Origin of the sequence: Acinetobacter sp. Marseille-Q1623 (genome assembly GCF_902809895.1) — a bacterium.
Lineage (GTDB): Bacteria > Pseudomonadota > Gammaproteobacteria > Pseudomonadales > Moraxellaceae > Acinetobacter > Acinetobacter piscicola_A.
This window is the reverse complement of the sequence record NZ_CADDWG010000001.1, coordinates 1,266,396-1,293,028: the sequence shown is the minus strand read 5'-3', so window position 1 is coordinate 1,293,028 and position 26,633 is coordinate 1,266,396. Positions and strand designations below refer to the sequence as shown.

Genomic DNA, 26,633 nt, shown 5'->3' with positions numbered 1-26,633 from the left:
ATGACCACATCTGAAGACAACCATCTTCCTCAACATGTTGCCATCATTATGGATGGCAACAATCGTTTTGCGAAAAAGAAACAATTGCAAAAAGGTGATGGACACCGTGAGGGTAAGAATGTTCTTGACCCCATCGTAGAGCATTGTCGTAAAGTGGGTGTGCAAGCACTGACTGTTTTTGCATTTTCCAGTGAAAATTGGAACCGTCCGCAGTACGAAGTGGATTTGTTGATGAAATTGTTGGAAGAAACAATTCATGAACAGATTCCACGTATGGAAAAGTTTGAAATTTCTTTACGTTTTATTGGTGATCGTAGTCGACTTTCACCTGAGCTAAAAGAATTAATGTTGCATGCTGAACAAAGGACTGCTAAGTTCAGTAACATGACTTTAACAATTGCTATTAGTTATGGTGGTATGTGGGATATTGCGCATACGGCACAACAACTTGCGCAATTGGTGAAAGATGAAAAAATTGATGTGAATCAAATTGATGTAGCAATGTTTGGTCGAATGGTCAGTTTAGGTGATTTGGCACCTGTTGATTTATTGATTCGAACGGGTGGTGATTTCCGCTTGTCCAATTTTTTACTTTGGCAGGCTGCATATGCTGAATTGTATTTTACCCAGACTTTATGGCCTGAGTTTACCGTGAAAGAATTAGAATATGCGTTTAATGTTTTTTCGGGTCGTGAACGACGTTTTGGAAAAACATCTGAACAAATTCAACAAGAGCATATAGAGAATTTATAATGTTAGAGCGGATAATTACCGCATTGGTGTTGGTTGCAGTCGTACTCAGTTGTATGTTTGCAACAACTTCACAATATCCAATGTTAGTGTTAATGATTATCGCAGCTGGGGCGGCAGGTTATGAGTGGTTTAAACTCATGCCTCATCCTACTCAAACTGTGTCTAAACTAAAAGCAGCTTGTTTTGGTGTGTTTACTGCCTGCATTTCTGGTTTGGCTTTATATTTTAGTGATCTTGCATTGATTTTGTGGAGTGCATCCATTCTGACATGGCTATGCAGCTTATATTGGGTAAAATCCTATCCTGAATATGATGGTTGGTATAATGCTACACTGAATGTGATTGGTTTAGTGTTGATTAGTGCTGCAGTCACGGCAATTTTTAAAGTATGGGAAAGTTCACCGTGGTGGCTCATGTACCTATTCTTATTGGTTTGGGGTGCGGACAGTGGTGCATATTTTGTTGGACGTAAATTTGGTAAACGTAAGCTAGCACCTGACGTAAGCCCAAACAAATCGATTGAAGGTTTGTTGGGTGGTATTGTTACTGTCGCAATAGTCATTGTTATTGTGCAATATAATTACTTGGATCTAACGCTTCCACAACATATTCTCTTTTTAATTCTCTCTATTATTACTGTGTTTAGTTCTGTTTTAGGCGATTTGTTCGAGTCAATGATCAAGCGTCGTGCAGGAATTAAAGATTCAGGTCGTATTTTGCCGGGGCATGGCGGAGTGCTAGATCGTATTGATTCATTGCTGGCTGCGGCACCGATTTTTGCTGCAGGTATGGCTGTATTAAAACTTATTGGTGTAAATTTGTAGATGTCACAATCTGTTTGTATCTTGGGTGTTACGGGTTCCATTGGTCGCAGCACATTAAAAATTATAGAACAACATCCTGAAACCTATTCAGTTTTTGCAATATCGGCTTATAGCCGTATTCAGGAACTGAGTGAAATTTGCAAACAATTTCGACCAAAAATCGTGGTTGTGCCTTCAGATAAAGTGTCTGAGTTACAACGCTTGTTGAAACAAGAGAATTTGCAAGATATTGAAATTCTTTGTGATGAAGCGGGTTTAGTTGCTGTAGCCTCTTGTCCTGATGTAGATGTGGTGATGGCGGCAATAGTAGGGGCGGCAGGTTTGTTGCCAACACTTGCAGCCGTGAAAGCAGGTAAGCGTGTCTTATTGGCCAATAAAGAAGCTTTGGTCATGTCGGGTGACTTGATGTTGCAAGCGGCAAAAGAGCATCAAGCATTGTTGTTGCCTGTAGATTCTGAACATAATGCTATTTTTCAGTGTCTTCCACAAAATTACTTGCACATTGAAAAAAATGGTGAGCCTTTACTGGGTGTACAGCAAGTATTGTTGACGGCATCAGGTGGACCATTTTTAAATCATAGTCTGGAACAATTACAAAAAGTGACGCCTGCGCAAGCATGTAAACATCCTAATTGGTCGATGGGACGCAAGATTTCTGTTGATTCTGCAACTTTGATGAATAAAGGCTTAGAGTTGATTGAAGCGTGTCATTTATTTTCAATTAAAGAACAATTTGTTACAGTTGTTGTTCATCCACAAAGTATTATTCATTCAATGGTTCAATATGTAGATGGTTCGACTTTGGCTCAAATGGGTAATCCTGATATGTGTACACCGATTGCACATGCACTGGCATGGCCAACACGGATCACAACACATGTTCCACCTTTAGATTTGTTTTTACATTCTCAGTTAGATTTTCAACAGCCTGATTTGGTGCGTTTTCCTGCATTAAAATTGGCACGCCAAGCGATGCAATCGGGTGGATTAGCACCTGCAATTTTAAATGCTGCCAATGAAGTTGCTGTCGCTGCGTTTTTGGCTGAAAAAATTCAATTTTTAGACATTGCACAAGTGGTTGAACATACTTTAAATCACGTTCAAAATAGTTCAGCAGAATCAATTGAAAAGATTTTGTATACAGATGAATTTGCACGAAATATTGCAACTGAACATATTGCGCAATTGGAAAGCTAAATTATGAATGTGCTATTTATCATTGTTGCTGCCATTTTCCTTTTAGGTCCATTGATTGCCATTCATGAGTTTGGGCATTATTGGATTGCACGAAAACTGGGTGTGAAAGTTTTGGTGTATTCAATTGGTTTTGGCCCAACTTTGTTAAAGTGGACATCCAAAAAATCAGGAATTCAATATCAGCTTTCAGCATTACCGCTTGGTGGTTATGTGAAAATGTTAGATGAGCGTGAAGGTAATGTGAGTGCAGAAGATTTACCTTATGCATTTAACCGTCAGTCGCCATGGAAACGTATTGCAATTGTTGCTGCGGGGCCTTTGATTAATCTGATTTTTGCAATATTTCTATTTTGGATTTTATTTTTACCTGCACAAGAGCAGCTAAATACGCGTGTAGGCAAAGTTTTACCAAATACCCCCGCTGCAACAGTACAGATGCAGCAAGGTGACAAAATTGTTGCGATTGATGGTACGCCAACCACAACTTGGGAAAAGTTAAATTATGCTTTGGTCGATCGTGTGGGTGAAACGGGGCATATCGAAGTTCAGGCAGAGCGTGCGGGTCAAATCAAAACTTTTGAGTTGCCGATTCAAGCATTCTTAAAAGATCAAACACAGTCTCCTTTTGATGTACTCGGTTTTACGCCATATCGTCCACATATTGCAGCTGTTGTGTATGACTTGAGTAATGATGGTGCGGCCATTCGCCAAGGCATGAAAAAAGGTGATGAAATCATCGCGATTAACCAAGTAAAGATGAAAGATTGGTTTGATGTGGTGGATGTGGTACAAAAATCACCTGAAAAACTTCTAAATATCGATGTATTACGTCAAGGTCAAGTGGTGCATTTGCAAGTGATGCCACAAGGTCAACGTGACAACATGGGTAAAGTTACGGGAATGTTGGGTGTGCAAGCACAATCGGGCAAAGCCAATATTCCTGCAGAATATAAACAAACGATTCAATATAATCCTGCTGAGGCTTTTGTTGTTGCTGTAGAAAAAACAGGGCAACTTTCAGGCATGATTTTAAATTCGATGGTGAAAATGGTTCGTGGTTTAATTGGCTTAGATAATTTATCGGGTCCAATTACCATTGCAAAAGTTGCAGGTCAAAGTGCAGAAATGGGATGGCAAACCTTCATTTCATTTATGGCATTGATGAGCGTAAGTCTTGGTATTCTAAATTTATTGCCAATTCCAATGTTGGATGGTGGGCATTTAGTGTACTATTTTATCGAGGCTTTACGTGGTAAACCTGTTTCTGAACAAATACAATTGGTTGGATTAAAAATTGGTATGGTATTGCTTGGAAGCATGATGCTTTTAGCAATATTCAATGATTTTATGCGTTTGTAATGACGCAAGAGTGAAAAATTAACTTACTGGAAAATAATAGGCATGCAGCACTCACATTTATTTATGCCATTGGCGCTCGTTAGTGCAATGGCAGCAGTACAACACGTACATGCAGCAGATGAATTCATTGCGCGTGACATTCGTGTAGATGGTTTGGTTCGTTTAACCCAAAGTAATGTGCTTGCTTTGCTTCCGATCAAGAGTGGTGATCGTATTAATGATCCTGCAATTGCGGATGCAATTCGTGCATTGTATGCCTCAAATTCCTTTGATGATATTCAAGCGACTCAGGAAAATGATGTTTTAGTTTTTAAAGTGATTGAACGTCCAATCATTTCAAAAATTAATCTTAAAGGAAATAAACTGATTCCAAAAGAAGCCTTAGATGAAGGTTTGAAAAAAATGGGATTGGCTGAAGGTGAGGTACTTAAAAAATCATCTTTACAAACTTTAGAAACTGAATTAGAGCAACAGTATTCACAACAAGGTCGTTATGACTCGGATATTACGGTCGAGTCGGTTGCACGTCCAAATAACCGTGTTGATTTAAATATCAACTTTAATGAAGGCAAGCCAGCCAAAGTATTTAATATTAATGTCATTGGCAACACCGTTTTTAAAGACGAAGATATTAAACGTGCCTTTGCTGTCAAAGAAAGTGGTTGGGCATCGGTGATTACTCGTAATGACCGCTATGCACGTGAAAAAATGTCTGCAAGTTTAGAAGCATTGCGTGCAATGTATTTAAACAAAGGTTATATCAACTTTGATATTAACAGCTCTAATCTAAATATCAGTGAAGATAAGAAAAATATTTTTATTGAAGTTTCTGTTGATGAAGGTGAACAGTTTAAGTTTGGTGAGTCTAAATTCTTAGGTGATGCACTTTATAAACCTGAAGAATTAAAAGCATTACAAATTTATAAAGATGGCACGACTTATTCACAAGAAAAAGTGAATGGTGTTAAGCAATTACTGATGCGTAAATATGGTAATGCGGGTTATTACTATACGGAAGTCAATGTCGTTCCTGAAATTAACAATGAAACACATACAGTTGATTTGAATTATTATATTAATCCAGGTCAGCAAGTGACTGTACGTCGTATTAACTTCTCTGGGAATACTAAAACAGCGGATGAAGTTTTACGTCGTGAAATGCGTCAAATGGAAGGTGCTTTAGCAAGCAATGAAAAAATTGAATTGTCTAAAGTCCGTTTAGAGCGTACAGGTTTCTTTAGTAAAGTTGATATGAAAGCTGCACGTGTTCCAAATCAGCCTGATCAAATTGATTTGAATATCGATGTGGAAGAGCAGCACTCAGGTACAAGTACGTTGGCGGTAGGCTATTCTCAAAATGGCGGTATGACTTTCCAAGCGGGGATTAGTCAAACTAACTTCTTGGGAACAGGTAATCGAGTGTCAATTGATTTATCTCGCTCTGAAACCCAAGATTACTATAACTTAAGTGTGACTGATCCGTACTTCACCATCGATGGTGTAAGTCGTGGTTACAATATGTATTATCGTAAAACTAAGCTCAATGATAGCTATAACGTCAATAATTATGTGACTGACAGTTTCGGTGGTGGCATTAACTTTGGTTATCCAATTGATGAAAATCAAAGTTTAAGCGCAGGTTTAAATATTGATAATACTAAAGTAACGACAGGACCTTATGTATCTACCTATGTCCGTGATTATTTGCTAGCGAATGGTGGTAAGGTTAAAGGAACAAGTTCTTATTGCGCAGGTGAGTGGAAAGCATTAGATCCTAAAGTGCCTGATGATTTAAAATGTGTCGATGCCAATGGTAAAGAAATAGCACTCTCAGAATATAATTCTGAGTTTACAGGTGAATTCTTAACATATAACCTAAATTTAGGTTGGTCATATAATACTTTAAACCGTCCAATTTTCCCAACCAATGGTATGTCACATCGTATTAATGCTGAAATTGCATTACCTGGTAGTGATGTGGAGTATCAAAAAATTGTTTATGATGCGCAAGCATTTTTGCCTTTAGGTAAGGACTTTGTATTACGTGGTTATGGGAAATTAGGTTATGGTAATGACCTTCCATTCTATAAAAACTTCTATGCAGGCGGTTATGGTTCGGTACGTGGTTATGACAACAGTACTTTAGGACCGAAATATCCTGGTGTGACTTATAACGAGCGTAATACTAAAGATTATAACCTTGAAGAAGTGGGTGGTAATGCTTTAGTGCAATTTGGTACTGAACTTGCCTTGCCTTTACCATTCAAAGGGGATTGGACCCGTCAAGTCCGTCCTGTAATCTTTGCAGAAGGTGCACAAGTCTTTGATACACAATGTGATGTGCCAAAAGGTAATCTAAACTTTGGTGAAAATACAACAGGTGTTAATGCGCAACAATATTGTAAAGATAATTTTGGTTTTGAACTTGATAACATGCGTTATAGTGTAGGTGTTGGCTTTACATGGATTACTATGATCGGACCATTATCCTTGAGTTATGCATTCCCATTGAATGACAAGCCAGGTGATGAAACCAAAGAAATTCAATTTGAGATTGGTCGAACTTTCTAAGTTCGATCATTGAATACTTTAAAATATTGTTAGGATTAAATCATGAAAAAAATAGTATGTGCATTGGTTGGTTTGGGTTTTGTTGGCTTAGCGAATGCAGCAGGATATGGCATTGTTGATATTGAAAAAGTGGTTGAAAGTAGTACTTATTTAAAACAGCAAAATGCAAGTCTAGAGCAAACGATTAAACCTGAATCAGCTAAACTTGAGAAAATTTCTCAAGAGATCCAAGCATTACAGCAACAAGCGCAAGCAAAAGGTGCAAATCCAGAGCAAATTCAGAAACAATATCAAGCCAAAGTGACTGAATATCAGTCAATTCAACAGTCTGTACAAGCGAAAGTACAAACCACGATTCAAAACACCAACAAGACTTTTGAAACGCGTGTGAAACAAGCTGCTGAACAATTGCGCCAAGAAAATGCATTAGATATGGTTTTGAATAAAAATTCAGCTTTAGCCTATGACGCAAAGAATGATTTAACTGCTAAAATGATTCAAAAGGTTAATGCAATTAAATAATCAATGACATCTCATCCAACTCATCTCGATGAATTAGCTCAACTTGTTCAAGGAGAGCTAATTGGTCAATCTGATCTTGTTCTGAACGGTTTAGCAAGTTTGGAACAAGCACAATCCAAGCATATTTCTTTTGTTAACGGCGAAAAATATTTGCAAGAAGCACAAGCATCTCAAGCTGGTGCTTTGATTGTAACATCTGCCTTAAAAGCACAACTCAGTAATCATCATAATTTTATTGTGGTGGATAATCCTTACTTAGCATTTGCAATTTTAACCCATCATTTTGAGGATAAAGTACTCAAACGTGGGATTGAAGTCACAGCGCAAATTGCTGATTCAGCCATGATTTCAGATCAGGCTTACATTGGTCATTATGTGGTGATTGGTGAAAACTGTGTAGTGGGTGATAATACAGTAATTCAGTCGCATGTTCGTCTCGATGATCATGTTGAAATTGGGCAGGATTGTTTCATTGATGCGCATGTCACCATTACAGGGAAATCTAAAATTGGCAATCGTGTACGCATTCATGCCAATACTGTAATTGGTGGTGAGGGTTTTGGTTTTGCGCCTTATCAAGGTAAATGGAATCGAATAGTACAATTGGGTTCAGTTCAAATTGGAAATGATGTACGCATTGGTTCAAATTGCAGTATAGATCGTGGTGCTTTAGATGATACGATTTTGAAAGATGGTGTCATCATTGATAACCTTGTGCAAATAGCACATAACGTTGTGATTGGTGAAAATACTGCACTTGCTGCAAAATGTGGTATCGCTGGTAGTACCATTATTGGCAAAAACTGTATCTTTGCAGGGGGGGTTGGTGTTGTAGGTCACATTAAAATCGCGGATAATGTGACGATTACAGGAATGTCAATGGTGACAAAAACTATTTCTGAGGCGGGTTCTTATTCTTCAGGTACGGGACAGTTTGAAACAAACCAGTGGAAACGGACGGTTGTTCGCCTGCGACAATTAGCAGATGTGCCATTGACCAAGATAGTCAAACAGCTAGATCATATGCAGGCTCAAATTGAGCAACTTGAATCAACTTTAAAATCGCGTAAATAATTATGACTGAGTCTAAATCTCTACCTTTTACGGTTCCTGAATTACCAATGCAAACCCAAACGATCCGTGAGTATTTGCCACATCGTTATCCATTTTTGCTTGTAGACCGTGTAACTGAAGTAACGGAAAATGGCATTGTTGGTTACAAAAATGTATCTATCAATGAAGAATTTATGCAAGGTCATTTCCCTGGCTATCCAATTATGCCAGGTGTATTGATCGTAGAAGCGATGGCACAAGTTTCAGGTGTATTAGGTTTTATCATGAATGATGAAAAGCCTCAGCCTGGTTCTTTATTCTTATTTGCGGGCGCTGAGAAAGTCCGTTTTAAGAAACAAGTCGTTCCTGGTGATCAACTTGTGTTAAAATCTGAGTTACTCATGCAAAAACGCGGCATTTACAAATATTTATGTACTGCTAGTGTGGACGGCATAGTCGCAGCAACCGCTGAAATTATCATTTCTCATCAAAAATTAGAGCAGGCATGAGCAACACAAATCTCATTCATTCAACCGCTATTATTGACTCTACTGCACAGATTGCGCCTGATGTAGAAATTGGACCGTATTGTATTATTGGACCACAAGTCAGTATTGATTCAGGGACAAAGCTTCACTCACATGTTGTTGTGGGGGGCTTTACCCGTATTGGTAAAGACAATGAAATTTTCCAATTTGCGAGTGTTGGCGAAGTATGTCAGGACTTAAAATATCAAGGTGAAGAAACTTGGTTGGAAATTGGTGATTCAAATAAAATTCGTGAACACTGTAGTTTACATCGTGGTACGGTACAAGATCACGGTTTAACTAAAGTCGGTAGTCATAATTTACTCATGGTAAATACTCATGTAGCACATGATTGCCAAATTGGTGATCATAATATTTTTGCCAATAATGTGGGTATAGCAGGGCATGTTCACATTGCAGATTATGTCATTGTGGGTGGAAACTCAGGCATCCATCAATTCTGTAAGATTGACGCTTATAGCATGATTGGTGGTGCCTCTTTGATTTTAAAAGATGTTCCTGCTTATGTGATGGTTTCGGGTAATCCTGCACATGCTTTTGGTATGAATGTGGAAGGTATGCGTCGTAAGGGATGGTCTAAAAATGTCATTCAAGGCTTACGCGAAGCATTTAAATTGATCTATAAAGAAAATTTAACGACTGAGCAAGCGATTGCAAAAATCACAGCAGAGATTCTACCTGAAGTTGCTGAAGCACAATTGTTGTTAGACTCTTTAATTGAGTCCAAGCGTGGTATTGTGCGTTGAGTTAATCCATAAGTCATCATAAAAAGACATCCTTGGTGATGTCTTTTTTATTGCTAGAAGAATGGTTTAACTATTTTTTAAATAATGAGCTTCTTCTGAGTCAGGAAATGTCGACAATAATTTGTTTTTGTATACATTTGCTGTTTGTGGGTTTTTATTCACTTCTGTTGCAATACTATAAAGGCGGTATAAAGCACGTGGCGCTTTAGATGAATTACTGTATTTGGCTGCAACAACTTCATAATTCTTTTTAGCTTCTTCGTAATTTGGTGGTTCGATTGCTAAATTAAATTCTGCTAGCCAAAAGTAAGCATTACCTGTATATACGCCATTTGGATTGTTTTTAATAAAATTTTGCATAGGTGCAATGGCTTTTTGAGCACCCCCTTGTTTGTATGCATCTAAGGCAATGGTATAAGCCGCTTTTTCAAGCTCAACAGCATTGCTGCTATTTGTCGTATCTTCTGGTTTGGATTGGACAGTGTTTTGCGAGTTTGCTGTAGTCGCAATCGGTGTTTGAGTAGTTGAATCTTTTGGTGTAGTGGTTGGGGCAGGCTGTGTTGAGTCCTGTCCATCTGGTGTGGTTGTATCAGGATGGCTTTCATCTGTTGCATCAGCATCTGCTTCTAATTTTTGTGCCATGAGCTCTAAGCGTTGATCTAAGTCTGTATAACGGTTAGACAGTTCTTTATTAAGTTGTTCAATGGCATTGTCTTGTTCTTCAATCTTACCGCGTAGTTCGCGGATTTGGTTTTCTAATTGTTGATTTTTTTGAATTAAATCCCAATTCATATTTCCTGTGATCGGGGTAGATGAGCCAGAAATACCGACATCAGTATTTTGATTGCTCAAACCTCGTGATTCAATTGGGATAGCATACAATGTCGCAGAACTTAAAAGTGCGAGAGAAAAGAGCGCATGCTTTTTTAGCATAATGTTAAATCCATAAAAGTAACTTTATTGACTTTAATTTCTTATTCGGAAATTGGTCATATCATTCGAGAATGGGTTTTATTTAAAACGGCTCAGCACTGAAATGCAAGTTACTTTTACAATGTTCTAGCATTTCTTTAAAAATGTCTTTACTTCCTCATGAATATAGAAGAAATTTTGTGGTTTTTTTGAATTTATGCCGCTGTTTTTATTGGAATTGCTGACAGATTAATCAAACAGTCGCAAAAATGCTTAAAAGTAGATATCTCTACTTGCAAGAAATTTAAAAATCTCTATACTCTGTTCTTGCAATGGTAGCCCTGCTGGTGGCTTCGCAATTGTACTCTGAGAACCCCGCCAGGACCGGAAGGTAGCAACGGTATCAGAAATACGATGTGCCGAGGTTTTGCTAGTAGGGTTGCCACCAGATTTTAAAATAATAATTTTATATTTGCTCAACTTTTTTATTTCAGTTATTTAATTTTACCCATCAAAATCATCTGTTTTTCGGCTAATTGCTTTCATAATCACATCCATTTCAAAACCACGATATTGCAAAAATCGAATTTGTTTAGCTTTGATTTTTGGGTCTTTACTGACCTCTGTACCGTATTTTTTGACTTTTAGTTGATACGCTTGCTCATACCAGTCAATTTCTTTTAAATCTTCGGTGACTAGGGTGTTATCTAAATGTTTGCTGCGTAAAGCCATTTTGATACGGTTTGGACCTTTGCCTTGACGAATTTGACTGCGTACTGTCATTTCAGCAACACGTTGATCACTTTGATAATTCTCTTCAGCTAATTCTTCTACTAAAGCAATGACTTCCTCTCGATTGGCTGCATAGAGACATAGTTTTTCAATCAAATCTGCTTTTGAATATTCTCTACGTGTTAATTTCGCAAATGCATAAGAGCGTAGGCGAGAGCCTGTTAAGCCTTGCGTTTTTGCTTGGCGTTCTTGTTCGAAGTTGAGCGCATCTTCGTTGGAGCGGGTTGTATGGTTTGTAGAGGGCTCATCGGAAAATTGTTGTTTCAATGCTTCATAATTCAGCATTTTAGGAAATTTAGGAGATGACATAGTCGTAGAGAGATTTTTAACCTTAATTAAAATAGTGTATTTCTATTTTAATCTGTTTACTGGATATTCCAAAATTGAATTATTTAGGCTTGTCATAACAAAAACGCCCAAAGTTGGGCGTTTCATTGTGAGATCGATTACTCGATTAAGCATCTAAAAATTCAGGCTCGATTTCATCATCTTCTGATACGGGTGCTGCATTGGTTGTGGTGAGTAATTTTTCACGAATCAATGTTTCAATCGCAGCCGCCATTTCAGGATTTTCTTCCATATGGCGAATGGCGTTATTTTTACCTTGACCAATTTTTTCACCTTGATAAGAATACCAAGCACCTGCTTTGTTGACTATGTCTTGTGCAACAGCAAGATCAATCAATTCACCCAGATGGTTAACGCCTTTACCATATAAAATTTGGAACACTGCTTCACGGAAAGGAGGTGCCATTTTATTTTTAACGACTTTGACACGTGTTTCTGAACCAATGATTTCATCACCTTCTTTGACTTGACCAATACGGCGGATATCCAAACGTACAGAAGCGTAGAATTTTAATGCATTACCACCTGTTGTGGTTTCAGGGCTACCAAACATCACACCAATCTTCATACGAATTTGGTTAATAAAGATCACCATACAGTTTGAACGTTTAGCATTACCTGTGATTTTACGTAATGCTTGACTCATCAAACGTGCTTGTAAGCCCATGTGTGAGTCGCCCATTTCGCCTTCAATTTCAGCTTTTGGTGTTAAGGCTGCAACGGAGTCGACCACGATCATGTCAATCGCGCCAGAGCGGACTAGCATATCTGCAATTTCAAGTGCTTGTTCACCGTGGTCAGGCTGTGATACCAGTAGGTTATCAATATCTACGCCAAGTTTACGTGCATATTGTGGGTCGAGTGCATGCTCGGCATCAATAAAAGCACATGTACCACCTGCTTTTTGGCATTGTGCAATCGCTTGTAAAGTCATGGTAGTTTTACCCGAAGACTCAGGACCATAAATCTCAACAATACGACCTTTAGGTAGACCACCGATACCGAGTGCAATATCAAGGGTTAAAGAACCTGTTGACACAGACTCGACTGCTTGTACAGTGTTGTCACCTAAACGCATGACTGTATTTTTACCAAATTGTTTTTCAATTTGACTTAACGCAGCATTCAGCGCTTTACTTTTGTTATCATCCATCTTGAAACCTCAAAACAATATAAATTCACTATTCACTAAAGTGGATGTCTTTAAATTTGATCTTCGTCCACAAACGCAATAGTGACAGAAAAATAATTTGCCATCTACATTAAACCACGTTATTACGACATAGAGTGTCGCATAGGTAGTTTACTTTTATTCATCATGATATGACCAATTTTGCTCATAACCTGCATCATTTTCTTGTCGAAACCTACTGATGTCTCGACGGTCTTTTTTACTTGGTCGATGCTCAGGTCGTGCAAGATTATGCAATTTTCTTTGGGTTGAAATCAATTCCCGTCGAGCAATACTTACTTCAGTTTCTTCGTACAAGAGTTGAGCAGCGGGTGCACCGCCACGAACATTGGATAGTGCTTTAACCACCACGGTTTTACGATCAAAACCTTGTTGAATAGTGAGCTCCATGCCAATGCGGATTTCTTTCGAAACTTTAATCCGTTCACCTTCATGATGTACTTTACCGCCTTCGATTGCTGCTTTGGCAATGGAGCGAGTTTTAAAGAAACGAGCAGCCCAGAGCCATTTGTCAGCACGTACACTGTCAGTTGCTAGAGCGTCTTGATCTTTACGGTTTTTAGGCTGTTTTGACATCGACATCCTTACTTTGATATTGCGCCAATAATGGCAATAATTCAGTTAAATGTTGAATCGCTGGATACTGTAACTCTAAAGGATTACGTGCAGCTTTTAAACTAGAAGGTTGGGTAATGGTAATTAAATTTGCAATCCCAAATTTTTTGGCACCTTCAAGTACAGGTGCTGTATCATCAATCATAAATGCATGTTGTGGATCGAAAGGATATTTTTCTTGTAATTGTTGCCAAAATTCGACAAATTCTTTGGAATATCCAAACTCTTGACTACTAACAATGACTTCAAAATAGGGAGCAATGTCGACATTGTCCAATTTTAATTTTAAACCTGCAGTGTCAGCATTTGTCAGCAACCAACAGCGATAACCTTGTGCTTTTAGCTGTTCAAGTAATTCGATACAACCAAAACGAGGTTGAATTTTATCTTTAAAATCATATTGTAATTTTAGAACATCGACACCAACTTTTTCACTCCAATAACGTGATGAGTACCATAAAATAGTATATTTATGCTCTTGATAAAATTCAAACAAAGTCGCTTTGCTTTGTTCTAATGAACATTGATGGGTTTGAGCATGACGTTCAGGTAATTTTTGATTCCAAATCAAATCATCAAATGCAAGGTCAAGAAGAGTTCCATCCATATCGAACATCAGGATTGGCTGCATAATTTAACTACCTTTTATTTTTAAAATACAATGAAAGCCTGAAATGGATCATGATTCATTGATTTTTAAGAAATAAATCAAAACTAAAAATTTTGACATATTGATCAATTTGAATGACGTTATACACGTTTCAAAAAGTATGTACAAATTTGTGAACCTATTTTAGGTTGGATTTTGTATTAAATTATAGCGCTAAATGTGAATTGGTCGAAAAAAATCTAAAAATCTAAATTTTTATTTCTCTTAATTTTTCAGGTAATCTTGAGGTGCATCTATAATTATCTACACTTGAGCAATTTTATTCACGATGCTTTTAATAAATGCAAAGATGAAATATCGATTTCTACATGATTTTGAGGAATGAATATGCGCTGGCAAGATATATTGCATGTGGTGAAAGAATTCTTAGTGCGCAGCCGTAAACAGCAACATTCAACAGACATTGCAACCGCTACAGATGCTGATTCTAGCCAAATTGCAGTCGCAACAGACATGGTTCAGCGTCAAGTAAGTGCCCATGGGCGAGAGCTGATTTGTAGTTTTGAAGGCTTGGAATTGACTGCATATGATGATGGTACAGGTTGTTGGACTATTGGTTATGGTACAACCCGCTATCCTGATCAAACTGCTGTGAAAGCATTTGATACCTGTAGTCTTGATGATGCAAAACGCTATATGCAGCATGATTTAAAAAAATTTGAAAATGCAGTCAATCGGGCTGTAAAGGTCAATTTAAATCAACATCAGTTTGATGCCTTGGTTTCTTTAACCTATAACATTGGGATTGCAGCATTTCAAAATTCGACTTTGTTGCGTTATTTAAATGCAGCAGATCATCAAAAAGCTGCTGAGCAATTTGAGGTTTGGGTCTATGCAGGAGGAAAGAGAATGCAAGGCTTGATTCATCGTAGAGCTGCAGAAAGAGCATTATTTGAGAAAAGATCGTAAATTTATTATTGCAAGTTGAATTGGAAAATGCATTGAACGTCAATTCATCGATAAATTGTTACTGTTAAAATATGGATGTCATTTTTTGATGTTAAAATATATCGTTTAAAAAATGTCATTTAAAAAAGCAGGTAGGTTGCACACAATGTTTATTACCACCCAAGCACCACAAGATGAACAAATTCTGAATTTAACTCCAATTTTGGCACATGCAAGCCAAATTTTATTGGATGAATATGAGGCATATTGTGCTGGGCGTGATTTTAGTATTGATGAAAAAGCAGATCACTCACCTGTAACTCAAGCAGATTTAAAAGTAAATGCCTATTTATTAGAACAATTGGCTCTTTTAACTCCAGATATTCCTGTGATTTCGGAGGAAAGTGATCACTCTGAACGTCAGGCGTGGGGTGTGTGCTGGATGCTTGATCCTTTGGATGGGACTAAAGAGTTTATTCATGAACGTGATGAATTTACGATTAATTTAAGTTTGATCCAAAATCATCAAACGATATTTTCCATTATTGCTGTGCCGACTGAGCAAGTAATGTATGTGGGTTATCTAACTGAATTACCTTATAAATACTCATTTAGCCAAAAAGTATGGGAACGTTATAGTAAGTTTAAAGATGTTGAAACTGATGCGATTCAGGTGGGATTGAGCCACAGTAGTAAAAACCCAAAATATCAGCAATATATTGAGTATATTGAGCAAGAACATCCAGTCATCAAACGTGAAGCAGGCAGTGCTTATAAGTTTTGTATGATGCTAGAAGGTGAAATTGACATTTATCCGCGTTTTCATCCTACGTCGGAATGGGATACGAGTGCGGGTCAAGGTTTACTTGAAAGCATTGGCGGTGGTTTAGTGAGTTTAAAGGCACAAGCTTTTACGTATAATCAGCGTAAAACAGTATTAAATGATGGTTTTATCGCCTTTAGAGATAAGGAAAATCAAAAAATAGCATTAGATGCGCTAAGTAACGTGACGTTATGAGATTGAGAGTTTTTTTCGGCATGGTATAGTAGCGAAGAGCTAAAAAATAAACTGAGTCTGTATGGCGCTTGAGTTATTGCCGAAAAGCATGTTGAAAGCAATAGATTTATTGCCTGACCCGAAAATTCCTGTGACTTTGTTTACACGCCATTCGATTCGTGAGATGGTGAGTGGGCAAGGTTTAGCGGGTTATGATTTGCAATTGACATCACAAGGTCGTGATTTGGCACAAGCTTGGGGTTCATATTTAACCGATCATACAGACCGTGTAATCCAGCATTGCATTTCAAGTCCGATTCAACGCTGTGTGGATACGGCTGCATTAATGATTGAGGGGGCTGACTTATCTAGTCCAGATCATAATACCCATCATATTGAAATCGTTGAACAAGGTTTATTGGTTGAGCCGGGAAGTTTTGTTTTAGATATTCAAAAAGCTGCGCCGTATTTTCAAAAACAAGGTGCATTAGGTTTTATTAATAGTTTTGTGAACAATGCTTTGCCAGGCATGAAACATCCGATTTCGGGTGTAGTTGATGTTCTAGAGCTCATTTATAACACACATCCACGCAATGCACAGGGTTTAAGTCTAGCTGTGAGTCATGACACGATCTTAGCGGCGATTATTGCCGTGATCTCAGGGCGTCATCAGGTGGACAAAGCAGATTGGCCACAGATGATGGAAGGTCTGTTTGTGTGGTTTGAGGGTGATCATTTTGAAGATTGTGATTTGAGATGGATTTGGCGTGGTGAAGTGAATAAATTATCAATTCGGGATTTTCAAAAGCTGGAAAATTAAGTCTCAATGTTGAGATGAGATAAAGCCATATTAAGGTTTATACAAATGAGAATTTTATCGCCAAAATTAATCATGAATTAAGCAATATTTCGAGTGAATAGATCAAGTCAGTATTAAATACTGACTTTGATTTGCCAAGCGTCTGTTTTTATTGGGGTAAATGTAATTTCACAATCCACAAATTTTTGAATCATCTCCGCTTGAGTTTTGCTATGTTCGCTGATGACTTGTGCAGTAAATACGCCACCTTGACCTAATGCTAATGGTAGTAACAATTGGTCAGTCAGATATTCATCCGCAATTGCATCAGCATTTAAATAAGCTTTGACTTCTTTTGCTAGATCACTTGCAACTTTTTCAGCACTTTTTTTCATTTCACCTAAAGCAGAAAATACTTGTTGGTGATGTTCATAATTCAGTACCACAAAAGCCGTATTTCCCTGACTGATGCCTTGAAAATTTAAACGCTTACGCTCACTTAAATCTAATTTGTTATTCAGTACTTCAAGTTCACGGTCTGCAATACTTACAGGGATATTTAAAGCAGAGGCGTAGGCAATGGTATCTAATAATTTACCACGATCTTGCGCTATATATTTAGTTTGCTCTGTCCAAGGATAAATCGTTGCATTGATCTGACCTGCGCCAATTGGGAAAAATCCTGCACGTTTACACTCGAAATCAATGTGTATCCCTAAGCGTTGAATCGCAGGTAGAAAACATTGTTCAATAAAATCAGCCGTTGGTGCCATTGGGTTATGTGTTCCACCGTGTATGCTAATTTGACTGGATTCACTTTGCATCATCAGGGCAGGGAGCAAAGTTTGTAAAACTAGAATTGTGCTACCTGCTGAACCGATGTGAAAATCGTACTTTCCTGTTTGGACTTGTTGAGGCTTGAAATACAATCTTTGTGAATGTAATTCAGCACCTTCAACCGTTGCATTGCTGATGCGTTGTGATGCTTGCACGCAGACTAAGTGTTGGCGCATTAACCCCGGTTTTTTACGCCCAGCACGGATATTCACCAGTTCAAATGGAATGCCTGTCAGCATGGAAAGTGAAAGGGCAGTACGAAGGATTTGTCCGCCACCTTCGCCTTGTGAGCCATCGATTTGAATGGTTTTGTTTTTTGTGAATGTATTCATATCTTTTTATCTTAAAAATAGGGTGAACATACTGTCAGTACATGGTTTTGCTAAGTCAATTGTAACAATGCCTTGTGAGCAAAGTATTAATGTGTGCTAAGTGATGAGCTAATGTGTAAAAAGTTAAGCTAGCTCACTTGCTTGGCAGCCTCTACGCAACTTCTTTTCAATCCTGCGCTGAGGTAGTAAAGCTGTTATCGGATCTTGCACTCGCCCAGTATGTTCGGGTTGATTCTAAAACAATCAATTGCTTTAGAAAAAGGTGAAATATATTGTCAGTACATGGTTATGATATATAACGTATGACTTTGCCTAGCAAAGGTTTAAGTGATGATTGGTGATGGATTAATTTGTTCATTGCCGCATAAATCCACTTTGCTCATTACCCAAAAATGATGCTGACTTTTATTTCAATCTATACAGCCTTAGATCTCGTACTCGCCCAATATATTTCGGATTTGATATAGCGAGCTATATCAAAATTTTGAAAATGTTTTAATCGTATTAAACCTCAAGCAAATCGACTTGCCAGTTGGTTGCTTGAATTAAAACATTTAAATCACGGAGTTTGGCGCTGATATCATCGGCTTGCTTTTGCAAGGATGATACTGGAATCACTTTATGCCACTTAATCTCACGGGTACTGTAACGATCAGGCTCACGATGCGTATTGCTGATCGCAGACGTTAAAATCTTATGACGTTCCACAAGTTCATCACGTTGTGTCAATAAAGCCAACAACGAACGACCATCATTGAGCTTTGCCAAAGCGTTGGTTTGGTGGATAGCCAAAACCAACTTTTGTGATTCCTGAGTTAAAGCAAAGACTTGCTTTAACAATTCGTTTGGATCTTCTGATGGTTCATCACCATCTTGTACCAATACATTGGCATTGATACGTTGTTTTAGTGAAGCGAGTTTCTTTTGTTGATCGCTTCGTAATAATAATGCTTCTGCAAGTTTCATATTCTTATCCTTCTTTTAAGATTCTAAATGAATGTGTAAATAGTACAGTTTGTCTATATCTGTCCAAACATATTGGTAATTAGGACCGCCTTCGTCAGGGCAATTGGATTGAGCCCAATTTTTCCTATAATTTCACAGATATTTTTCGCTTGAACAGTATTGATCTGATTCAAATATTCCTTAAATATTTTTAAATTTAAGTCTTCAGGAAAAATTTCTAATTTCTCATTTAAGTCAGCGATAACGCCATTAATATTCTGAACTAATATTTCACGATTAGATTCTTGGAATATTGTATTGCCTATCCAACTTGGAGAAGAATGATTCCTGTTTGAAGTATATTTTAAGATAAAACTTAATAATTCATCATAGCTATACGAGTTTTCAGCATCTATGTAACTAAACTTTACATAGCTTGCTTGCCAAGTTGAGCAAAATAGATGAACAAAACTATCCGTATAAAGCTCATTGCAATCGGAATTTACTATTTTCTCGGAATTAAATATAAATGTTGTCATTTTTCCATCTGCTATGTATTCGCTTCAAAAGTTATTAGCAATTGAATATCGTTACTGTGAATATAAAGATGTTGCCAATGCTGACAGTATGGATTGAATTGCCAAGGAGGGCTGATATAACCCTGCTTAGCAAATTCAATTTCACCCATCAAATTTTCAATTTTGTTGAATAGACTTTGATAAATTTCCGAAAATTGATTGATGTTTAGTGTGGGAAATAAATTTTTGTAGAAAAATTCATGAATCGCATCTGTCCAATTAAGTGACTCCATTTCAAAAATCCAATCAGTATGATGTTGAAAATTTGATGGCTGTTTTATATTTAATTTTTTGCATTTTTGATAAAAAAACGCTTTGAAATTATCCTCAAACGATTTGTCTTTGGAAAAATTTAATTGTTCAATATAACAATCAAATTCAGGACCTGTATATGATGTACGTAAAGCATTTGCTGCGGTACATAAACCATTCAAGAACTCATTAAACTTTTCTATTTCAAATGCAAAATTCATAATAATTAACCTTTTACACAAACAACCTGATTTAGCGTATAAACCACTTCCACCAAATCACTTTGCGCTTTCATCACATCTTCAATCGGCTTATAAGCAGACGGAATCTCATCAATCACGGCTTCATCCTTACGGCATTCCACACCTTGAGTTTGCTCAATCTGATCTTGCACAGTAAACAACTTCTTGGCAGCAGTACGGCTATGTACACGACCTGCACCATGCGAACACGAACAGAATGATTCCTGATTTCCTTTACCTTTCACAATAAAAGATTTCGCACCCATCGAACCCGGAATAATTCCATACTCACCCAAGCGGGCACGTACCGCACCTTTACGAGTGACCAAAACTTCCTGACCGAAATGTTCTTCCTTATCGACATAATTATGGTGACAGTTCACCGCTTCAACTTTGGCATTAAATGGTTTATTGATAATAATACGTAAAGCCTGAACCGCAGCCTCCATCATTAACTCACGGTTTTTCATGGCAAAACGTTGCGCCCAACCGACCGCAAACCAATAATCATCAAAATGCTCAGTTCCTTCAACCAAATAAGCTAAATCTTTATCAGGCAAGTTAATAAAATGCTTTTGCATATCTTTACGAGCCAGCTCGATAAAGTGATTTCCAATCGCATTTCCCACACCACGAGAACCTGAATGCAACATAATCCACACCTGTTGATGTTCATCCAGACAGATTTCGACAAAGTGGTTTCCAGTTCCTAGAGTCCCTAACTGTTTATGGTTATTGGTATTTTTCAAACGTGGATGCTTGGCACAGATATATTCAAAATCAGTGACCAATTCAGCCCATGCCTGATCTACACGTTCAGTTGGTGTATCCCAAGATCCTCGGTCACGACGACCACGACCCTTGGTCATTCCATGCGGAATTAAACGCTCTAGCTCAGTACGTAAAGCATGCAAATTATCAGGTAAATCAGACGCAGTCAGAGACGTACGTGCTGCCATCATTCCACAACCAATATCGACACCCACCGCAGCAGGAATAATCGCACCTTTAGTTGGAATCACACTTCCAATCGTAGCCCCAATCCCAACATGCACATCAGGCATCACTGCCATCCATTTATAAATAAACGGCATTTGGGCTGTCTTTAATAATTGATCTTTCGATTTCTCATCGACAGGGACACCTTTGGTCCACATTTTAATTGGAACGCCTTTGCTATCCTGAATAATGTTATAAGCGCGTTCATTTGCAGCTTGTTTTTCAATTTGTTCTACGACTGACATAGTCATCACTTTTTCCTTTCTCTAAACCTGCCTGCCAAGCGGTTGCAGGCAGGTGATATTGTTATACATCCCATGATGTATGCTATGTGTATTGCGAGGAGCGTGCCAAGTTTTGTTGTAGTATAAATTAAATTTTATAAATTATTGAATTATATATAAAAAAATTATTATCTTCTTTTTTTTGAATTTTATTTTTATATTTTTAACTCAAAATAAAATATATAAATAGATATGAAATTATCTTTTATTATATTTTGAGTAGAAAATAAAACCACCCAACACTAAACATAAAAAGAAAAGTAGGCTCAAACCGATGGTGGTGATGTAGCTTGTTTTAGATAGGTATAAGTAAAATAATAAAGCTAATGAAAATAATAGGTTATAAATACTGCTGAGACGGTATTTTCCATGTCGTGGGGCTAACTTAGTCGTAAAATAGCCAAGCCAAATTGCGATTGGGAATATAGATGCAATTGAAAAATAATAAATTTTTGAGCAAGTTGGGATCACTTCTTGATGAAAACCACAACCCAAAACAATTGAAAGTAAAAAAATGAGATAGATGGAAAATAATAATATAAAAATAAGTGAAGGGAATATCAGAAAAGCCAACCAAGTACGCATTTTTATTATCTATGTTATCTCCATGTTTTCATTATAATATGAAGTTCAGTTTGGGAGAATGGCTTCTCCCAGTTTTGAAATCAAAAGAAAAAAGCTATTTAATGGTTTGATTGTTCAAATCTTTAATGTGTTCATAATGTTGTTGAAGATGTATGTTTAAACGATCTGCCAAAGGATCATCTTCTAAAATTTGGCTATGACCGAGTAGCAGATTCATTTCACTGCGCTTTCGCTTTTTGCTCGGCGGTTTATCACGATAATCATGGCATTTTTTATACCAGTGATCAGTATTGAGATAATAGGTTTTGATACGGAGTTGCTCTAAGGCAAGATCGAGATTGTTATCCTGAACAATAACTTGAATAGACATGTTTTGCGTTTTAAAGACTGACACCTGTCTTTGTTTTGAGTTGAGTGATTAAATTAGCAAATTGTTTATTTTTTAACAAGGTTTAATTTTTGAAATTGCTTTATGATTATTTTATTTGATATTTTAAAATCATTATTTTTAATTGCTAAAATAAACAACAGGATATAAACAAAGTTGCGAAGACAATCGTGGCTCTACCTACTGAGCTACTGTTTCATTGATTTAAAAGTAAAACAGGGTGGAATTGAACCACCGACAAACGGATAATGTAGTCCTCAAGGCATTTTATATCCTGTTATTTTTACAACAAGATCAGCAAATTCTAGGATTAAATACGAGCCTTAATTCAGCATGATCACCGTCAAAAGGGTTAATGTAATTCAATCCGAATTTGATCTTTTACCGCATAGATCAATCACCCATCAACAAGTTGAATGATAAGACATTTATCTTAGCGCTTTTGCTTTAAGCGACAGTATGTACATACCGCAGCGGAGTCTAACCGCTGATCTCTAAGTCCCTATGTAGTCCTATCGGCATTTGATGGATGAATGATCTCAGTATATTTTCATACACTGTCTTACACATAAATCAACAAAATTTCAAAGACGTTCGCGCCTTACCACTTGGCTACCATTACCGAAATAATGGGGTGGATTCGAACCACCGATTACGTCAATTGAAGATGTAGTCCTTGAAGCATTTGATTTACTTTTACTACATTTGCATAAACAAAATATTGAAGACGTTTCGTTGCTCTATCCAATTGAGCTACCGTATGTCTGCCATACAGGATGGACTCGAACCACCGACCTACGCATTAAAGATGTAGTCCTCAACGCATTTTATGCATTTTTTCACTTTCTGATCGCCAACAAGGTATTGATAAAACATGTCATTTGGAAAGAATGTAGTTCTATCTGCATTTGGCAATCTGTTACAACGCGCACAACAAATTATTTTAGAAACGTTTCATTGGAAAAATGTAGTTCCTAGCGCATTTGTGCGTTTATCTAACACGGTCAATATGGATATCACATTTTTTAGATGAAATATCTCACAATGATAATGTCAAATTTGCTTCGCAGAATCAGCTTGCGTGAAGCTGAGACTGTGGAATTTCTATCTTTTCAATTTCGCCAACCCAATGATCTGCATGCATTTCATTGTTGGCAAAACTTTCAATCAGTTTAAACACGGTATCGGAAAATCCACCAATATTCATCACATCTTTTTGCTCAGGCATTTGCGCAGTCGCATAAGGTTGTAAATCGACGCAGACAAGTTTTGCATTTGGATTTTGCTGTTTTAACTTGTTCCAATAATGCATCATCCCTGTTTGATGTTGAGATCGACGGATTTGATCTGCCCATGACTCATTATCCGAAAAATAAATCACCAAATCGACCTCGGCATTTTCTTTTACCAACAGTTCCAACGGTTTAGAGCAAGAGGTTCCGCCACCACACATATTGGCAAATTTTTTGGCTAAGGCGAAAATATCAATTTCTTCCTGTCGATCTCCTAATGCTTTTTTATGTAAATATTGCTGTACTTTAGTCAGATTGGACAATTCACGCACTTGGGTATCAAAGGGCATTAAACGTATGTTTGGATTGACATATTTAAATGCACTTGCAAATAAAGCCGCCGCATCGACACAACGTAACTGTGAATTCGCGCCTTTGCGATAACCCGTTACAGGGCTTCCCATTGAACCTGAAACATCAATCGCAATCACCACATTTCCTGATAACTTTGGTACATGGGCAATCGCACGTTGCATGGCAAATTTTAGTGCATTGGCAATTTCATGCGGTATTCCTTCTGCAAGGGCAGACCACGCCATCATGAGCTGATAAGGTAAAACCCGACTTTTCGCAATCGCCGTTTCATCCATCAATTTATCCGCAATAATTTTGGTCATGCCTTTAATTTCAAATACACCATGACGCAAAAAAGTATTCAGATTCATTCTGAGCATTTGCCAAGAACCATTTTTAGCAATTTCCGCCCATTGTGTTGCTGTTAAATTCAGATTGGTCAACAACTGCATCGGTACTTTTGGTACTTCAGTCGTCTGACCTAAGCGAAATTGTTCCACTGCCTGAATCTGAGGTGGCAATTGTTCAATGGCATAATCTTTTCCTAACACATAGGCAAAGAAGGCATCATATTGCTCAGTCTTTGGTTTTGGATGGGTCATTTTCAACACATCCGCAAGTGATGGGCTGTTTCCAATATTCGCCGCCATAAGCTGTTGATCATTTGCCGTTAAAATCCAATCATTCACCATACGTTTTGGTAATGAACCCAAAGACTTACGTCCAATGATTCCTGCACGCATAATCTGCACAAAGTTACGCAATTGTTTTCCGTTATCGATAATGATTGGGAAAAGTTGTTTAAATAAATCGGCATCGAGTTCTGAAAGCAATGCCAATAACACCACAGGCGTATCTTTCATATGTGCATGTTGACGTGCATAAATCGCTGTTTTGGCAACAAATTCAGGTTCAACTTCCAATGCCAAAGTGAGAATCTGATCCAATTGCACCTGTGCATCTTGGTAAAAAGTATGGTTCAACGTACCTGTTGCTGCCAACTGTGCCAAAGCTGCACGTGATTTTAATGGATAAGCACGACCGCCTGCTTCATTTAGTCCTAATGGTGGTTTTGCCTTCGCAGTGCGAGAGGTAAAAATTGTCTTGTTCGCCATGACAGCATCCTCAAGTTTAATTTTTAATTTCTTGATGGATATATTGCGAAGAGTGTGCCAAGTTTAATTGTTATGCTTAAATTAATTTTTAAATCATTGATTTTAATTTGTTAAATTATTTTAATTTTATTTTTATGTGGATTTAAAATTATAATAATTTTGTCTTTGATATTTTTTAGATATAAAACTATATATTTTTATAATTATTTATGCGCAGTTGATTTATTTTTTTATAAAATGAGACAAGGTAAGAAATATCTTAAATTTTGAAATTTTTGAATGAGTTGAATGAAGTCCATTACAATGGCGTGGTCTTGAACCAAGATCAGTCTAATATATTACTCAACTAAAGCAGGTGACACGATAACTTTTAATTGTTAGATATTTATAGAGGCTTATATTTGAAATATCATAAGGTGAATACAGCTCAACATTGAATAAATGAAGGTCGATTGAATCATGGATATCACCGATATTTTAAGTGAATTAGAAGAACAGTCCATGAAGGCATTTCGCAGCAAAGATTTTCAGGCTGCCCGTCAAATATTACTGAAGCGACTTCAATATCAGCCGATGGAGAGTTGGTTATATGCCAACTTAGCTTTGGCTGAGTTGCGTTCGGGATATTTAGAGGATGCCTATACACACTATTTACAAGCGATTGAAGTAAGCCCGGCAATCGTAAACACTACGATTTATGATGGTTTGGTTGAGGTTTGTTATTTATTGGGGAAAACAGCCGAACAACAGAAAATAGCACGCTTGTCTTTGCAGCATAAAGCAGAGGAAGTAAAACATATCCAAGGGATTACGCTCGCTCAACCACGTCCTCAATTTAAGCGTAATACTCCCCATCGTAACATCATTAGTTTTTCTTTATTTGGTCAACAACCTAGATATTGTGAAACGGCTATCTTGAATGTAGAAAAAGCAAAACAGCTTTATCCTGCATGGACTTGTCGCTTTTATGTTGATTACTCTGTGCCTTTTCACGTGATTTTACGTTTGCAGTATTTGGGTGCAGAAGTCATTTATGTAAGTGATGAGCAAAAAAAAGTTTCAGGTTTATTTTGGCGATTTTTGGTCATGGAAGATCCTGAAGTTGATTTTTATCTTATTCGAGATGCTGACTCATTATTGTCTTATCGTGAGCAAGCAGCAGTTGAGGCATGGATAGATTCAGATCGATATTTTCATATCATGCGTGATGGCTATACACATACAGAGTTGATTTTTGCAGGTATGTTTGCAGGTTGTGGGCATGTGTTTTCAAATTTATTACAACAAATCAATGATTTTATGATTAATGGTGAGTATTTGAATCTACGAGTTGTTGATCAGCATTTTTTACGACATTGTATTTGGCCAACCTTTAGGCAAAGTGTAGTCATTCATGACAGTCAAGGTTATACAGAGGGTGGTTTAAATTTTCCTCAGTCTAAGCATACGCCCCCTGAAGAATTAAGACCTGATTTTCATGTAGGACAAAATCATGCGGCTGAAGATATAACGATCAAGATACATTATGCACCACAGCAGCGGATTGCTTGGTTACTGATAGATGAGCAAAAACGGGAGGTTTGTCGCTATGAGCAGAATGTTTTATCGAGTGCTCAAATGTTTTCAATTTCACTGCCTTATGAATATATTAACCGATTAAAAAAAGGTGAATGGCACATTCTACATTATACTATTTAATCGCAT

At 37.4% G+C, this 26,633-nt stretch carries 26 protein-coding genes and 1 other RNA gene; 14 read left to right on the top strand and 13 right to left on the bottom strand.

The window, feature by feature from the left end; genetic code table 11:
- The 9 genes from uppS to lpxA are packed head-to-tail and all read left to right on the top strand — an operon-like array spanning window position 1 to window position 9,573.
- Window positions 1-753, top strand: coding sequence for a polyprenyl diphosphate synthase (gene uppS, locus HUV91_RS06165; protein WP_174492871.1), 753 nt, complete (start codon window positions 1-3; stop codon window positions 751-753).
- Window positions 753-1,577, top strand: coding sequence for a phosphatidate cytidylyltransferase (locus HUV91_RS06160; RefSeq protein ID WP_130073835.1), 825 nt, complete (start codon window positions 753-755; stop codon window positions 1,575-1,577). The genes uppS and HUV91_RS06160 overlap by 1 nt, the downstream gene beginning before the upstream one ends.
- Entirely contained in the window at window positions 1,578-2,774 is a 1,197-nt protein-coding gene (gene ispC / locus HUV91_RS06155; RefSeq protein ID WP_174492870.1) for a 1-deoxy-D-xylulose-5-phosphate reductoisomerase, read from the top strand.
- 3 nt (window positions 2,775-2,777) lie between these two features.
- Window positions 2,778-4,133 carry an RIP metalloprotease RseP gene (gene rseP / locus HUV91_RS06150; RefSeq protein ID WP_174492869.1) on the top strand — a complete coding sequence of 452 codons (1,356 nt, stop codon included), beginning with the start codon at window positions 2,778-2,780 and terminating at the stop codon, window positions 4,131-4,133.
- Window positions 4,134-4,175: 42 nt separating this feature from the next.
- Complete coding sequence (gene bamA / locus HUV91_RS06145) at window positions 4,176-6,704, top strand: outer membrane protein assembly factor BamA (protein ID WP_130073832.1); 2,529 nt, start codon at window positions 4,176-4,178, stop codon at window positions 6,702-6,704.
- A 42-nt stretch (window positions 6,705-6,746) separates the two neighbouring features.
- Window positions 6,747-7,226, top strand: coding sequence for an OmpH family outer membrane protein (locus HUV91_RS06140; RefSeq protein WP_130073831.1), 480 nt, complete (start codon window positions 6,747-6,749; stop codon window positions 7,224-7,226).
- A gap of 3 nt (window positions 7,227-7,229) precedes the next feature.
- Window positions 7,230-8,300 carry a UDP-3-O-(3-hydroxymyristoyl)glucosamine N-acyltransferase gene (gene lpxD / locus HUV91_RS06135; RefSeq protein WP_174492868.1) on the top strand — a complete coding sequence of 357 codons (1,071 nt, stop codon included), beginning with the start codon at window positions 7,230-7,232 and terminating at the stop codon, window positions 8,298-8,300.
- A 2-nt stretch (window positions 8,301-8,302) separates the two neighbouring features.
- Window positions 8,303-8,788 (top strand): 3-hydroxyacyl-ACP dehydratase FabZ, encoded by a 486-nt coding sequence (gene fabZ / locus HUV91_RS06130; protein WP_130073829.1) that lies wholly within the window; start codon window positions 8,303-8,305, stop codon window positions 8,786-8,788.
- The gene (lpxA, locus tag HUV91_RS06125; protein WP_130073828.1) at window positions 8,785-9,573 is read left to right on the top strand and encodes an acyl-ACP--UDP-N-acetylglucosamine O-acyltransferase; all 789 of its coding nucleotides are present in this window, start codon (window positions 8,785-8,787) and stop codon (window positions 9,571-9,573) included. The genes fabZ and lpxA overlap by 4 nt, the downstream gene beginning before the upstream one ends.
- 66 nt (window positions 9,574-9,639) lie before the next feature.
- Here lpxA and HUV91_RS06120 read toward each other — a convergent pair whose 3' ends face one another.
- Entirely contained in the window at window positions 9,640-10,509 is an 870-nt protein-coding gene (locus HUV91_RS06120; RefSeq protein WP_227554805.1) for a YbgF trimerization domain-containing protein, read from the bottom strand.
- A gap of 318 nt (window positions 10,510-10,827) precedes the next feature.
- Between HUV91_RS06120 and ffs the strand changes: the two genes are divergently transcribed.
- An RNA gene (gene ffs / locus HUV91_RS06115) (signal recognition particle sRNA small type) lies at window positions 10,828-10,924 on the top strand.
- A 65-nt stretch (window positions 10,925-10,989) separates the two neighbouring features.
- Here the strand turns inward: ffs and HUV91_RS06110 are convergent.
- From HUV91_RS06110 to HUV91_RS06095, 4 genes are all read right to left on the bottom strand, one after another.
- Window positions 10,990-11,586: a regulatory protein RecX gene (locus HUV91_RS06110; protein WP_174492866.1), complete on the bottom strand. Its 597-nt coding sequence runs from the start codon at window positions 11,584-11,586 to the stop codon at window positions 10,990-10,992.
- Between the two features lie 145 nt (window positions 11,587-11,731).
- Window positions 11,732-12,778, bottom strand: a complete 1,047-nt coding sequence (gene recA, locus HUV91_RS06105; protein ID WP_130073825.1) for a recombinase RecA — start codon at window positions 12,776-12,778, stop codon at window positions 11,732-11,734.
- Between the two features lie 156 nt (window positions 12,779-12,934).
- Entirely contained in the window at window positions 12,935-13,393 is a 459-nt protein-coding gene (locus tag HUV91_RS06100) for an RNA-binding S4 domain-containing protein (protein ID WP_130073824.1), read from the bottom strand.
- Entirely contained in the window at window positions 13,377-14,063 is a 687-nt protein-coding gene (locus tag HUV91_RS06095) for an HAD-IA family hydrolase (RefSeq protein WP_174492865.1), read from the bottom strand. The genes HUV91_RS06100 and HUV91_RS06095 overlap by 17 nt, the downstream gene beginning before the upstream one ends.
- Before the next feature lie 366 nt (window positions 14,064-14,429).
- Between HUV91_RS06095 and HUV91_RS06090 the strand changes: the two genes are divergently transcribed.
- The 3 genes from HUV91_RS06090 (at window position 14,430) to HUV91_RS06080 (ending at window position 16,807) form a co-directional block, all read left to right on the top strand.
- Window positions 14,430-15,011: a lysozyme gene (locus tag HUV91_RS06090; RefSeq protein ID WP_174492864.1), complete on the top strand. Its 582-nt coding sequence runs from the start codon at window positions 14,430-14,432 to the stop codon at window positions 15,009-15,011.
- Window positions 15,012-15,156: 145 nt separating this feature from the next.
- Entirely contained in the window at window positions 15,157-16,008 is an 852-nt protein-coding gene (locus HUV91_RS06085) for a 3'(2'),5'-bisphosphate nucleotidase CysQ family protein (protein WP_174492863.1), read from the top strand.
- Between the two features lie 61 nt (window positions 16,009-16,069).
- Window positions 16,070-16,807, top strand: coding sequence for a histidine phosphatase family protein (locus tag HUV91_RS06080; RefSeq protein ID WP_130073820.1), 738 nt, complete (start codon window positions 16,070-16,072; stop codon window positions 16,805-16,807).
- A 113-nt stretch (window positions 16,808-16,920) separates the two neighbouring features.
- On the opposite strand, the gene rtcA is transcribed toward HUV91_RS06080, so the two are convergent.
- From rtcA to HUV91_RS06040, 8 genes are all read right to left on the bottom strand, one after another.
- Complete coding sequence (gene rtcA, locus HUV91_RS06075) at window positions 16,921-17,955, bottom strand: RNA 3'-terminal phosphate cyclase (RefSeq protein WP_174492862.1); 1,035 nt, start codon at window positions 17,953-17,955, stop codon at window positions 16,921-16,923.
- 504 nt (window positions 17,956-18,459) lie between these two features.
- Window positions 18,460-18,921 carry a DIP1984 family protein gene (locus HUV91_RS06070; protein ID WP_174492861.1) on the bottom strand — a complete coding sequence of 154 codons (462 nt, stop codon included), beginning with the start codon at window positions 18,919-18,921 and terminating at the stop codon, window positions 18,460-18,462.
- Between the two features lie 53 nt (window positions 18,922-18,974).
- A complete protein-coding gene (locus HUV91_RS06065) occupies window positions 18,975-19,439 on the bottom strand; it encodes a hypothetical protein (protein ID WP_130073817.1) in 465 nt (154 codons plus the stop codon).
- Window positions 19,440-19,450: 11 nt separating this feature from the next.
- Window positions 19,451-19,951, bottom strand: coding sequence for a hypothetical protein (locus tag HUV91_RS06060; RefSeq protein ID WP_174492860.1), 501 nt, complete (start codon window positions 19,949-19,951; stop codon window positions 19,451-19,453).
- 5 nt (window positions 19,952-19,956) lie between these two features.
- Complete coding sequence (locus HUV91_RS06055) at window positions 19,957-21,216, bottom strand: RtcB family protein (RefSeq protein ID WP_174493598.1); 1,260 nt, start codon at window positions 21,214-21,216, stop codon at window positions 19,957-19,959.
- Window positions 21,217-21,453: 237 nt separating this feature from the next.
- On the bottom strand, window positions 21,454-21,840 hold the full coding sequence (locus tag HUV91_RS06050; protein ID WP_174492859.1) for a hypothetical protein: 387 nt from the start codon (window positions 21,838-21,840) through the stop codon (window positions 21,454-21,456).
- 94 nt (window positions 21,841-21,934) lie between these two features.
- Window positions 21,935-22,210, bottom strand: a complete 276-nt coding sequence (locus tag HUV91_RS06045; RefSeq protein ID WP_174492858.1) for a hypothetical protein — start codon at window positions 22,208-22,210, stop codon at window positions 21,935-21,937.
- A 1,090-nt stretch (window positions 22,211-23,300) separates the two neighbouring features.
- Entirely contained in the window at window positions 23,301-24,929 is a 1,629-nt protein-coding gene (locus tag HUV91_RS06040) for a TROVE domain-containing protein (RefSeq protein ID WP_174492857.1), read from the bottom strand.
- Between the two features lie 459 nt (window positions 24,930-25,388).
- Between HUV91_RS06040 and HUV91_RS06035 the strand changes: the two genes are divergently transcribed.
- A complete protein-coding gene (locus tag HUV91_RS06035; protein ID WP_174492856.1) occupies window positions 25,389-26,627 on the top strand; it encodes a tetratricopeptide repeat protein in 1,239 nt (412 codons plus the stop codon).
- Window positions 26,628-26,633 lie beyond the last annotated feature (6 nt).

Bases quoted from the DNA above. Each gene is read 5' to 3' on its own strand.
- uppS (WP_174492871.1), top strand. From the start codon at position 1: ATGACCACATCTGAAGACAACCATCTTCCTCAACATGTTGCCATCATT.
- HUV91_RS06160 (WP_130073835.1), top strand. From the start codon at position 753: ATGTTAGAGCGGATAATTACCGCATTGGTGTTGGTTGCAGTCGTACTC.
- ispC (WP_174492870.1), top strand. From the start codon at position 1,578: ATGTCACAATCTGTTTGTATCTTGGGTGTTACGGGTTCCATTGGTCGC.
- rseP (WP_174492869.1), top strand. From the start codon at position 2,778: ATGAATGTGCTATTTATCATTGTTGCTGCCATTTTCCTTTTAGGTCCA.
- bamA (WP_130073832.1), top strand. From the start codon at position 4,176: ATGCAGCACTCACATTTATTTATGCCATTGGCGCTCGTTAGTGCAATG.
- HUV91_RS06140 (WP_130073831.1), top strand. From the start codon at position 6,747: ATGAAAAAAATAGTATGTGCATTGGTTGGTTTGGGTTTTGTTGGCTTA.
- lpxD (WP_174492868.1), top strand. From the start codon at position 7,230: ATGACATCTCATCCAACTCATCTCGATGAATTAGCTCAACTTGTTCAA.
- fabZ (WP_130073829.1), top strand. From the start codon at position 8,303: ATGACTGAGTCTAAATCTCTACCTTTTACGGTTCCTGAATTACCAATG.
- lpxA (WP_130073828.1), top strand. From the start codon at position 8,785: ATGAGCAACACAAATCTCATTCATTCAACCGCTATTATTGACTCTACT.
- HUV91_RS06110 (WP_174492866.1), bottom strand. From the start codon at position 11,586: ATGTCATCTCCTAAATTTCCTAAAATGCTGAATTATGAAGCATTGAAA.
- recA (WP_130073825.1), bottom strand. From the start codon at position 12,778: ATGGATGATAACAAAAGTAAAGCGCTGAATGCTGCGTTAAGTCAAATT.
- HUV91_RS06100 (WP_130073824.1), bottom strand. From the start codon at position 13,393: ATGTCAAAACAGCCTAAAAACCGTAAAGATCAAGACGCTCTAGCAACT.
- HUV91_RS06095 (WP_174492865.1), bottom strand. From the start codon at position 14,063: ATGCAGCCAATCCTGATGTTCGATATGGATGGAACTCTTCTTGACCTT.
- HUV91_RS06090 (WP_174492864.1), top strand. From the start codon at position 14,430: ATGCGCTGGCAAGATATATTGCATGTGGTGAAAGAATTCTTAGTGCGC.
- HUV91_RS06085 (WP_174492863.1), top strand. From the start codon at position 15,157: ATGTTTATTACCACCCAAGCACCACAAGATGAACAAATTCTGAATTTA.
- HUV91_RS06080 (WP_130073820.1), top strand. From the start codon at position 16,070: ATGGCGCTTGAGTTATTGCCGAAAAGCATGTTGAAAGCAATAGATTTA.
- rtcA (WP_174492862.1), bottom strand. From the start codon at position 17,955: ATGAATACATTCACAAAAAACAAAACCATTCAAATCGATGGCTCACAA.
- HUV91_RS06070 (WP_174492861.1), bottom strand. From the start codon at position 18,921: ATGAAACTTGCAGAAGCATTATTATTACGAAGCGATCAACAAAAGAAA.
- HUV91_RS06065 (WP_130073817.1), bottom strand. From the start codon at position 19,439: ATGACAACATTTATATTTAATTCCGAGAAAATAGTAAATTCCGATTGC.
- HUV91_RS06060 (WP_174492860.1), bottom strand. From the start codon at position 19,951: ATGAATTTTGCATTTGAAATAGAAAAGTTTAATGAGTTCTTGAATGGT.
- HUV91_RS06055 (WP_174493598.1), bottom strand. From the start codon at position 21,216: ATGTCAGTCGTAGAACAAATTGAAAAACAAGCTGCAAATGAACGCGCT.
- HUV91_RS06050 (WP_174492859.1), bottom strand. From the start codon at position 21,840: ATGCGTACTTGGTTGGCTTTTCTGATATTCCCTTCACTTATTTTTATA.
- HUV91_RS06045 (WP_174492858.1), bottom strand. From the start codon at position 22,210: ATGTCTATTCAAGTTATTGTTCAGGATAACAATCTCGATCTTGCCTTA.
- HUV91_RS06040 (WP_174492857.1), bottom strand. From the start codon at position 24,929: ATGGCGAACAAGACAATTTTTACCTCTCGCACTGCGAAGGCAAAACCA.
- HUV91_RS06035 (WP_174492856.1), top strand. From the start codon at position 25,389: ATGGATATCACCGATATTTTAAGTGAATTAGAAGAACAGTCCATGAAG.